The sequence below is a fragment of the Streptomyces prunicolor NBRC 13075 genome, from assembly GCF_000367365.1.
GTDB classification, from domain to species: domain Bacteria; phylum Actinomycetota; class Actinomycetes; order Streptomycetales; family Streptomycetaceae; genus Streptomyces; species Streptomyces prunicolor.
This window is the reverse complement of record NZ_BARF01000125.1, coordinates 1-10,307: the sequence shown is the minus strand read 5'-3', so window position 1 is coordinate 10,307 and position 10,307 is coordinate 1. Positions and strand designations below refer to the sequence as shown.

Genomic DNA, 10,307 nt, shown 5'->3' with positions numbered 1-10,307 from the left:
AGCCCCGCGCCCCTTAGGTGGGCAACACTGGCGGGGTTTTTGCCGGAACGGTCTCCAGTGACTCCAGCGCCAACCTGATTGCCTCGTCCAGCTGGGTGTCCCTTCCCGCCGCGTAATCCTGTGGGCGCTGGACCACCTCTACGTCCGGGTCCACCCCGTGGTTCTCGACCCCCCACCCGTAACCCTCAAGCCAGAACGCGTACTTGGGCTGGGTGATCAAGGTCCCGTCCACCAACCGGTACCTGCTGTCGATGCCGATGACGCCGCCCCACGTGCGCGTGCCGACCACCGGGCCGATTCCCAGTGCCTTGATCGCCGCGTTGACGATGTCGCCGTCGGAGCCGGAGAATTCGTTGGCGATGGCTACGACGGGGCCGCGCGGGGCGTCCTCGGGGTAGCTGTACGGGCGCATGCCTCGGGGGAGGTCCCAGCCGACGATGCGGCGGGCCAGCTTCTCCACGACCAGCTGTGAGGTGTGGCCGCCGCGGTTCTCGCGGACGTCGACGACCAGGCCCTCGCGGGCCACCTCCACGCGCAGGTCGCGGTGGATCTGGGCCCAGCCGGGGGCCTGCATGTCGGGGACGTGGAGGTAGCCGAGGCGGCCGCCGGACTTCTCGTGGACGTAGGCGCGGCGGTCGGCCACCCAGGCGTGGTAGTAGAGGGGTTCCTCGTCCGCCAGGGGGACGACCACCGTGTGGCGTGGGTCTCCGCCGCCTGCCGGGGAGATCGTCAGCTCGATCGGTTTGCCCGCCGTGCCGACGAGGAGGGGGGCCGGGCCCGTCAGCGGGTCCACGGGTTGGCCGGCCACCGCGAGGATCGCGTCGCCCGCGCGGACGGCTACCCCGGGGGCGGCGAGCGGGGCGCGGGCGTTCGGGTCGGAGGTCTCCGAGGGCAGGATGCGGTCGATGCGCCAACTGCCGTCCTCGTGACGGGAGATGTCGGCGCCGAGCAGGCCCTGGCGTTCGCCGTGGCCGTGGCCGCCGCGCGGGGTGACGTAGGCGTGCGAGGTGCCCAGTTCGCCGTGCACCTCCCAGAGGAGGTCGACCAGGTCGTCGTGGGTGGCCACGCGGTCGAGGATCGGGCGGTAGCGGTCGAGGACGCCGGTCCAGTCGACGCCGCTCATGTCGGGGCGCCAGAAGTTGTCGCGCATGATGCGGCCGGTCTCGTCGAACATCTGGCGCCACTCGGCGGCCGGGTCGACGGTCTGGCGGATGCGGGACAGGTCGACGTTGATGTTCGAGTCGCTGTCGTCGTCGTCCGAGCCGGAAGCGCGGCGGTCGCTCGGGACGACGCGGAGTTTGTGGTCCGTCCAGAGCAGGACGCGCTTGCCGTCGCCGCTGACCTCGAAGTGGTCGGCGTCTCCGGCGAGGTGCTCGATGCGCTGTTGGGCGAGGTCGTAGCGCTCCAACTCCGTTTTGGGGTCCGGGTCTTCGGGGGTCGCGCGGGTGGCGCCGAGGACTCCCTGGACCGGGTGGTGCAGCCACAGGACGCCGTCCTTGGCCGCGCGCAGGTTGGAGTAGCGGCCTGCCTCCACCGGGAACGCGACGATGCGGTCGGCCAGGCCTTCGAGGTCGACGCGGGTGGCCGGGCGGCCCTCGCTGTCGGGGGTCTCGTCCTTGTCCGGGGTCTCGAAGGGGCGGCCGTGGCGCTGCGGTCCGAAGGGGGACGGGGTCGTCGCGGCGAGGGTGATCAGGTGCGGGCGGTCGCCGACCACGAAGGCCAGGTCGAAGACGTACTCGTCGTAGACCGGGTCGAAGGAGCGGGTGGAGAGGAAGGCCAGGTGCTTGCCGTCGAGGGTGAAGGCGGGGGCGTAGTCCTGGAAGCGGAGCGGGGTCGCCTCGGTGACCGACAGGTCGGTGGTGTTGGCGAGTTTGAGCTGGCGGAGGGGGCGCGGGCCGGGGTGCGACCAGGCGAGCCAGGCCGAGTCCGGGGAGAAGGCGAGGCCGGTCGCGTCGCCGTTCTCGCTGCGGTCCACCTCGCGGACCTCGCCGGTCTCGCGCTCGACGAGGAGGACGCGTCCGTCGTGCGAGCCTACGGCGACCCGGCTGCCGTCGGGGGCCACGGTGAGGGCGAGGACGCGGCCGAGCTGTCCGGCGGCGAGTCTGCGCGGGGTCGCGCCGGGGGCGAGGCCGGTGGCGGGGGCGAACTCCAGGGCGTCGTCGCCCTCGGCGTCCGTCACCCACACCACCCACTCCTCGCCGTCGGCGCGGAAGGTGCGGGGCAGTCGGGCGCGGACGCCGGGGGTGGCGGCGAGGGCGCGGGCGGGGCCGGAGCGGTGGGTGACCCAGTGGACGGCGCCGCGTACGGCGACCGCGCTGCCGCGCGCGGTGTGGTCGGGCGACGCGGAGCCGAACCAGCGGGCGGCGGCCACCGGGAACGGCTGCTGGTCGGTGCGCTGGCCGCCGAGCCGGAGGTCGAGGCGGCGCGGTTCGGCGCCGTCCAGGTCGTCCAGGAGCCAGAGTTCACCGGCGGAGGAGTAGCTGATCCGGGTGCCGTCACCGGACGCGTGCCGGGCGTAGAAGCCGTCGAGGGGGGTGTGGCGGCGGAGGTCGGAGCCGTCCGCGAGGGAGGAGTAGAGCGCGCCGGTGCCTTCGTGGTCGGAGAGGAACGCGATCCGCTCCCCCGCCCACACCGGGTACTCGATGTTGCCGTCCAACTCCTCGTGCAGGCGCGTGAATTCGCCGTCGCCCTCGCGGTCGATCCACAACTTGCCCGCCGTGCCGCCCCGGTAGCGCTTCCACCAGGCTGCCTCGCGGCCCATGGGGGCGGAGAGGAGGACCGTGGCCGTCTCACCGCGGGCGACGTCGCCGACCCAGCCGTACGGGAGGATCGTCGCCGGTCCGCCGTCGAGCGGGACCGAACGGGCCCAGCTGCGGCGGAGGTTGGCCTGGCCGTGGGTGCTGAGTGCGAGGACCTGGCCGTCCGCCGTCCAGCCGCGCACCTGGGTGCGTGAACTGCCCCAGTACGTCAGGCGTTTGGCGGGGCCGCCGTCGACCGGGGCGATATGCACCTCGGGGGCGCCGTCGCGGGTGGAGGTCCAGGCGACGGTGGTGCCGTCGGGCGAGATGCGGGGGTGGGTCACCGGCACGTTCTCCGCGCTGACCCGCCAGGCCCGGCCGCCGCCGTCGAGGGACGCCAGCCACACGTCGTCCTCGGCGGTGAAGGCGACCAACTCGCCGTGCAGATGCGGGAAGCGGAGATAGGCCTGGGCTGCGGACGCTGAGGGCTGAGTCACCTGATCAGCGTATGCAGCTACGGCCTGCGACGACAGCGGTTTGGATCACTTGCTCCCGACAGCGCCCTCCGTGGGCCGGCGGTCACTTGCCTTCGACGGGCCAGCAGGTCGGGTCGCCCTTGCACCACATCGTCTTGGTGACGGTGACGGTGACGGTCGGTCCCGGGCCGTAGGTGAGACTCGGGTTCGGATTGGACACGGACGATGGTGTCGCCGCGTTGCAGTCGCCGAGCCCGGTCACGTGGAACACCTGCTTGCCGGCGACCTTGCCGACCAGGTCGCCGCGCACGCACGCGCCGTCGACGGCCCGGGTGACCTTGCCGGTGACGGTGATGTCCCGGTTGTCGTTCGTCTGCCCCTGGCAGTCGACGCTGACGACGGTGGTCTCGGTCGGCGAGGGCGAACTCCCGGACGTGGAGGCCTTGTTGTTGCTGCCGTAGTTGCCCGTGCAGGTCAGCCAGCGCACGCTCACATGGTCCCGCTTGAGCTCCGCGGTCGCCGTCTTGTCGGTGGTGTACGCGACGGTCGCCGCGCTGAGATCACCGGGCTGGCACGCGACGGCTCCGCCCACGGTCACCACCGCGAGCCCCGCCACAGCGGCCACCCGCCGACCGCGCGGCCGACGCCAGTTCCGTCTCAACGCCCCCATGGACGGCAGCCTGCCACCGTCGGCGCGCACGCGGAAGAGCGCATACGGCCACCCGTGCGCCGGGGGCGCGGTCACCGGCGCACGATCCGTCAGCCCCGGAGCAGCAGCCACTCCTGAAGCTCCACCACGTTGCCCTCGGGATCCTTGAGATGGGCGACCCGCATCCGGTCCGTCATCGGCGCGGGCCCGTGCACCAACTCCGCGCCCCGCGCGGTGATCTGCCCGCAGTACCCGTCCAGGTCGTCCACCCGCAGCACCACGAGCGAGCGGTGCCCGGTCGCCAAGTCCCCCAGCTCGACCAGGACTTGGGCCATCATCGCCCGGTCCTGGAGCGCGATCCCGGCGGATCCGAGGGAGGGGGAGAACTTCTCGTACGGTCCCTCGGCCGCCCCCGACTGGGGCTTCAGACCGAGGACCTCGGCGTAGAAGCGGTAGCAGGCGGCGAAGTCGGTGACGAGCAGCCGTACTTGGGCGAGTTCCACGGCGATCCCCCCCCTGGTTCAGGACCAGCGTCCGGTACGGCCCAGGAGCAGGGCGCTCGCCGCGGTCCCGGCCGTCGATGTACGCAGCACGCTACGCCCGAGGCGGTAGGCCTTCGCCCCCGCGTCCTCGAAGAGGGCCAACTCCTCGGGGGTGACGCCTCCTTCGGGGCCCACGACCAGCACGATCTCGCCCTCGGTGGGGAGTTCGGCGGTGGCCAGCGGCTCGCTGCCGTAGTCGCGGTCCTCGTGGAGGACGGCGGCGAAGTCGGCTTTGGCCAGAAGTGCCGCAACCTGTTTGCTCGTTGCCGCGTCCGTGACCTCCGGGAAGCGCAGCCGGCGGGACTGCTTGCCGGCCTCGCGTGCGGTGGCCCGCCACTTCGCGAGGGCCTTGAGACCCCGGTCGCCCTTCCACTGCGTGATGCAACGGGCGGCCGCCCAGGGGACGATCGCGTCGACGCCGGTCTCGGTCATCGTCTCGACGGCCAGCTCGCCGCGGTCGCCCTTGGGAAGGGCCTGGACGACGGTGATGCGGGGCGTGGGCTCCAACTCGACCGGGAAGTCGTGGAGTTCGACGATCAAGCGGTCCTTGCCCTCGGCCCTGAGGACCACACCGGAGGCGCCCCGGCCCTGCCCGTCCGTGAGGACGACGTCCTCGCCGGGCTGCAGCCGCCGTACGGAGACCGCGTGCCGTCCCTCGGGACCGGCCACCTCGGCGACGGAGCCGGGGCCCACACCCTCCAGGGACTCGACCACGAACACCGGCGCGGTCATCGGAGGCCGCCCCCGGTCGACAACGCTGTCCGGGCGGAGGCGAGTTCGGCGACCAGGACCTCGACCAGTTGGCCGGCGGGCAGCTCGCGGGCCATGCGGTGGCCCTGTCCGGCCCACAGCGCCATGCCCTGCGGGTCGCCGGACGCGGCGGCCTTCTTGCGCAGCGGCGAGGTCAGGTGGTGGATCTCGGGGTACGCGGCGGGGGCGTACGGGCCGTGCTCGCGCATGAAGCGGTTGACCAGGCCGCGGGCCGGGCGGCCGGAGAACGCGCGGGTCAACTCGGTACGCGTGAACAGGGGGTTGGTGAGCGCCTGCTTGTGCAGCGCGTGGGCGCCGGACTCCGGCGCGGCCACGAACGCCGTGCCGAGCTGGGCCGCGCTCGCGCCCGCCGCGAGGGCCGCGGCGATCTGGCTGCCGCGCATCAGACCGCCGGCGGCGACGATCGGGAGGTTCACGGTCTCGCGGATCTGGGCGACGAGGGAGAGCAGGCCGAGACCGGCCCCGTCGTGCTCCGGGAGGTCGCGGTGGGTGCCCTGGTGGCCGCCGGCCTCGACGCCCTGCGCGATCACCGCGTCGGCACCGGCCCGCTCCACGGCGAGGGCCTCCTCGACGGTGGTGACGGTGACGAGGGTGAAGGTGCCGGCCCGGCGCAGCGAGTCCAGTACCTCCGGGGTGGGGATGCCGAAGTGGAAGGAGGCGACCTTCACCGGGTTGTCGAGCAGGACGGACAGCTTGGCGTCGTAGCCGTCCTCGCGGCCGCTGTCCGGGTCGCCGAGTTCCGTCTCGTACCACGTGGCCTCGCCGGCCAGCTGGTGGGCGTAGACGTCGACGGCGGCCTTGTCCGCGTACTCCGCCTGCGGCATGAACAGGTTCACGCCGAAGGGGCGGGTCGTCAGGCTCCGCAGCTGCTTGATCTCCTGGTACATGCCGTCGGCCGTTTTGTACCCGGCGGCGAGGAATCCCAGCCCGCCGGCCTCGGACACGGCGGCCGCGAGACGCGGGACGGAGACACCGCCCGCCATCGGGGCCTGCACGATCGGATGAGGGAAGAGATCGGTCAGTGCGGAGGACATGACGGCATGTTGTCACGTCCTCCGAACAAGTCCGAATCCGGCCTTGGCGCTGGCACATGCCATTGGTTTCAGCCGGTCCGGCCATCGAGGACGAGGCTGTTCGGACCGGAGCCGGATCAAAGAGAGGGTCCGGGGGCGGCTGCCCCCGGACCCTCTCAGCGACCGTTGAAAGCGTCCTTGAGGCGTGAGAAAAGCCCCTGCTGACCCGGCTGGAACGTCCCCATGGGCCGCTCCTCGCCGCGCAGCTTCGCCAGTTCGCGGAGCAGACGTTCCTGCTCGACGTCCAGCTTGGTCGGGGTGGTGACCTCGACGTGCACGATGAGGTCGCCCCGGCCGCCGCCGCGCAGATGTGTGATGCCTCGGGTGTGCAGCGGGATCGACTGGCCGGACTGGGTGCCCGGGCGGATGTCGACCTCCTCCATGCCGTCGAGCGTCTCCAACGGCACCTTCGTGCCGAGGGCCGCCGCCGTCATCGGGAGGGTGACCGTGCAGTGCAGGTCGTCGCCGCGGCGCTGGAACATCGCGTGCGGCAGCTCGTGGATCTCGACGTACAGGTCACCGGCGGGGCCGCCGCCGGGGCCGACCTCGCCCTCGCCCGCGAGCTGGATCCGCGTGCCGTTGTCCACACCGGCCGGGATCTTGACGGTGAGGGTGCGCCGCGAGCGGACGCGGCCGTCACCGGCGCACTCCGGGCACGGCGTCGGCACGACCGTGCCGAAGCCCTGGCACTGCGGGCAGGGGCGGGACGTCATGACCTGGCCCAGGAAGGACCGGGTCACCTGCGAGACCTCACCGCGACCGCGACACATGTCACAGGTCTGCGCGGAGGTGCCGGGGGCGGCGCCCTCGCCGTTGCAGGTGTTGCAGACGACGGCCGTGTCGACCTGGATGTCCTTCGTGGTGCCGAAGGCCGCCTCGTCGAGCTCGATCTCCAGCCGGATCATGGCGTCCTGGCCACGGCGGGTGCGCGAGCGCGGTCCGCGCTGCGACGCCGTACCGAAGAACGCGTCCATGATGTCCGAGAAGTTCCCGAAGCCGCCCTGGCCGAAGCCGCCGGCGGCGCCGCCCGCTTGCGAGAGGGGGTCGCCGCCGAGGTCGTAGACCTGCTTCTTCTGCGGGTCCGAGAGCACCTCGTAAGCGGCGTTGATCTCCTTGAACCGCTCCTGGGTCTTCGGATCCGGATTCACGTCCGGGTGCAGCTCGCGCGCGAGCCTACGGAAGGCCTTCTTGATCTCATCCTGCGACGCGTCGCGACGCACGCCGAGAACGGCGTAGTAGTCCGTGGCCACTTAGGACTCCGCCAGGATCTGTCCGACGTACCGTGCCACTGCGCGTACCGCTCCCATCGTTCCCGGGTAATCCATGCGGGTCGGTCCGACCACGCCGAGCTTGGCGACTGCCTCGCCGCCCGAACCGTAGCCGACCGACACCACGGAAGTGGAGTTGAGTCCCTCGTAGGCGTTCTCGTGACCGATCCGTACGGTCATGCCCGAATCCCCCGCCTCACCAAGCAACTTGAGGAGGACGACCTGCTCCTCCAAGGCTTCCAGGATGGGGCGGATGGTGAGGGGAAAGTCATGTCCGAAGCGGGTGAGATTGGCGGTGCCACCGATCATCAATCGCTCCTCGGTCTCCTCGACGAGGGTCTCCATGAGGGTGGAGAGCACCGTCGTGACCGTGCCGCGGTCCTCGGCCTCGAAGGCCTCCGGCAGGTCCTGCACGAGTTGCGGTACGTCCGCGAAGCGGCGGCCCGCGATCCGGCTGTTGAGCCGCGCGCGTAGATCCGCGAGCGAGCTCTCCCCGAAGGGCGCCGGGCAGTCGACCATGCGCTGCTCGACCCGCCCGGTGTCGGTGATCAGCACGAGCATCACGCGCGCGGGGGCCAGCGAGAGCAGCTCCACGTGGCGGACGGTCGAGCGGGTCAGCGAGGGGTACTGCACGACGGCGACCTGCCGGGTGAGCTGCGCGAGCAGCCGCACCGTACGGCCCACGACGTCGTCGAGGTCCACGGCGCCGTCGAGGAAGTTCTGGATCGCCTTGCGCTCGGGGCCGGTCATCGGCTTGACGCCGGCGAGCTTGTCGACGAAGAGCCGATAGCCCTTGTCGGTGGGGATGCGCCCGGCGCTGGTGTGCGGCTGGGCGATGTACCCCTCGTCCTCCAGGGCCGCCATGTCGTTGCGCACGGTCGCCGGGGAGACGCCGAGGCTGTGCCGCTCGGTGAGCGCCTTGGACCCGACCGGCTCCTCGGTGCCGACGTAATCCTGGACGATGGCGCGCAGCACCTGAAGCCTGCGTTCGCTGAGCATCGCGCACACCTCCAGTTCTGGTCGCCGTTTTGGTACCGGGCTGCCCTTTCCTGGCACTCTGTGCGCGCGAGTGCCAGCGTTCCCCGGCCCAGTGTACGGCCGTGAGGTACACCCCGGGCAAGGCCGGTCCTGCGATGTCACGCCCTGAGTGCCGTCACCGCTAGCGTCGCTGCATGACGGTGACTTGGGAAGGGGCGGGGTGGGAGCGGCTGGCGGCCGGGGTGGGCCGGTGCCGGCTGCCTGGCTGGGACTGCACGGTCGGGCTGGTCGTGGGGGCGGGCTCGGCGCTGATGATCGACGCGGGGTCGAGCCTGGCGGAGGGCGCACGGTTGCGCACGGAGGCGCGGGCCCTCGCCGGGCACGCTGTGACCCATCTCGCGCTCACCCACGCCCATTTCGACCATGTCTTCGGGGCGGCGGAGTTCGCGGACGCGGAGGTATTCGGCGCGGCGGGCGTGGAGCGGGTACTGACGGACGAGCGGGAGGAACTACGCACGGACGCGGTCCGGAACGGCCTCTACGCGCGCGTGGCCGACAAGGCCGTAGCCGCTCTGACGTACCCGCGGCACCTGATCTCGGACGAGTGGACGCTCCCCCTGGGCGACGACCGACAGGTCCTGCTCGCGAACGTCGGCCCCGGACACACGGCCCACGACCTCGCGGTCCTCGTCCCCGGCTCCCCGCCGGTCGTCTTCTGCGGCGACCTGGTCGAGGAATCCGGCGAACCGCAGGCGGGCCCCGACGCCGTACCACCCCACTGGCCTGCGGCACTCGACCGACTGCTCTCCCTGGGCGGAGAGGACGCGCTGTACGTACCCGGTCACGGAGCGGTGGTGGACGCGGCCTTCGTGCGGGCCCAACGGGACGCGTTGGCAACGCGTTTCGGCGTGTCGTGAGGACCGTCGGCCCGGTTCTCCTATCGTCATCCGAATGCGCCAGTACTCCGCCGACCTGACCCCGCCGTGGAAGAAGCCCAAGCCGGCCCCCGAGGTCCCCGCGGAGGCGGGCCTGGTGGTCGAGGAGCCGGGCACCGGTTTCTGCGGAGCGGTGATCCGCTGCGAGGCCGGCACGGTCACCCTGGAGGACCGCTTCGGCAAGCACCGGGTGTTCCCGATGGAACCCCGCGGCTTCCTCCTGGAGGGCCGCGTGGTGACCCTGGTCAGGCCGCCGTCGAGTGCGCTACGGCCCACTCGTACGGCTTCCGGTTCGGTGGCCGTCCCCGGTGCACGCGCGCGTGTGGCTCGCGCCGGGCGGATCTACGTGGAGGGCCGGCACGACGCCGAGCTCGTCGAGCGGGTGTGGGGCGACGACCTGCGCATCGAGGGCGTGGTGGTCGAGTACCTGGAGGGCGTCGACGACCTGCCGGCCATCGTGGAGGAGTTCGCCCCGGGCCCGGACGCCCGCCTCGGCATCCTGGTCGACCACCTGCTCCCCGGCACCAAGGAGTGGCGCATCGCCCAGTCGGTCACGAGCGAGCACGCCCTGGTCGTCGGCCACCCGTACATCGACATCTGGGAGGCCGTGAAACCGTCCTCCGTCGGCATCGCCGCGTGGCCCCGCGTCCCGCACGGTCAGGACTGGAAGACGGGGGTGTGCCGGGCACTGGGTTGGCCGGAAAACACCGGTGCGGTGTGGCAGGCGATTCTGGCCAGGGTGGGGTCTTACAAGGATCTGGAGCCGGAACTGCTGGGGCGGGTGGAGGAGTTGATCGACTTCGTCACGGCACCCGAGGGCGGCTGACGGGGCTGACGGGGCTGACGGGGCTGACGGGGCTGACGGGGCTGACGGGGC

The 10,307-nt window shown here is 71.9% G+C and carries 9 protein-coding genes; 2 read left to right on the top strand and 7 right to left on the bottom strand.

Annotation, left to right across the window (positions count from 1 at the left end; genetic code table 11):
- Positions 1-13: 13 nt before the first annotated feature.
- The 7 genes from SPR02S_RS47960 to hrcA all read right to left on the bottom strand — a co-directional run bounded on the left by SPR02S_RS47960 (position 14) and on the right by hrcA (position 8,516).
- Complete coding sequence (locus SPR02S_RS47960) at positions 14-3,235, bottom strand: S41 family peptidase (protein ID WP_019064197.1); 3,222 nt, start codon at positions 3,233-3,235, stop codon at positions 14-16.
- Positions 3,236-3,317: 82 nt separating this feature from the next.
- Positions 3,318-3,830: a hypothetical protein gene (locus tag SPR02S_RS47955; RefSeq protein WP_019064196.1), complete on the bottom strand. Its 513-nt coding sequence runs from the start codon at positions 3,828-3,830 to the stop codon at positions 3,318-3,320.
- A 143-nt stretch (positions 3,831-3,973) separates the two neighbouring features.
- A complete protein-coding gene (locus SPR02S_RS47950; RefSeq protein WP_019064195.1) occupies positions 3,974-4,366 on the bottom strand; it encodes a VOC family protein in 393 nt (130 codons plus the stop codon).
- Between the two features lie 18 nt (positions 4,367-4,384).
- Entirely contained in the window at positions 4,385-5,137 is a 753-nt protein-coding gene (locus SPR02S_RS47945; RefSeq protein ID WP_019064194.1) for a 16S rRNA (uracil(1498)-N(3))-methyltransferase, read from the bottom strand.
- On the bottom strand, positions 5,134-6,210 hold the full coding sequence (locus SPR02S_RS47940; RefSeq protein ID WP_019064193.1) for a nitronate monooxygenase: 1,077 nt from the start codon (positions 6,208-6,210) through the stop codon (positions 5,134-5,136). The genes SPR02S_RS47945 and SPR02S_RS47940 overlap by 4 nt, the downstream gene beginning before the upstream one ends.
- Positions 6,211-6,365: 155 nt before the next feature.
- Positions 6,366-7,499, bottom strand: coding sequence for a molecular chaperone DnaJ (gene dnaJ / locus SPR02S_RS47935; protein WP_019064192.1), 1,134 nt, complete (start codon positions 7,497-7,499; stop codon positions 6,366-6,368).
- The gene (hrcA, locus tag SPR02S_RS47930; protein ID WP_019064191.1) at positions 7,500-8,516 is read right to left on the bottom strand and encodes a heat-inducible transcriptional repressor HrcA; all 1,017 of its coding nucleotides are present in this window, start codon (positions 8,514-8,516) and stop codon (positions 7,500-7,502) included.
- 173 nt (positions 8,517-8,689) lie between these two features.
- Here hrcA and SPR02S_RS47925 point away from each other — a divergent pair, with 173 nt between their 5' ends.
- The gene (locus tag SPR02S_RS47925; RefSeq protein WP_026151556.1) at positions 8,690-9,412 is read left to right on the top strand and encodes an MBL fold metallo-hydrolase; all 723 of its coding nucleotides are present in this window, start codon (positions 8,690-8,692) and stop codon (positions 9,410-9,412) included.
- A 34-nt stretch (positions 9,413-9,446) separates the two neighbouring features.
- The gene (locus SPR02S_RS47920; protein ID WP_019064189.1) at positions 9,447-10,256 is read left to right on the top strand and encodes a DUF3097 domain-containing protein; all 810 of its coding nucleotides are present in this window, start codon (positions 9,447-9,449) and stop codon (positions 10,254-10,256) included.
- Positions 10,257-10,307: the final 51 nt, after the last annotated feature.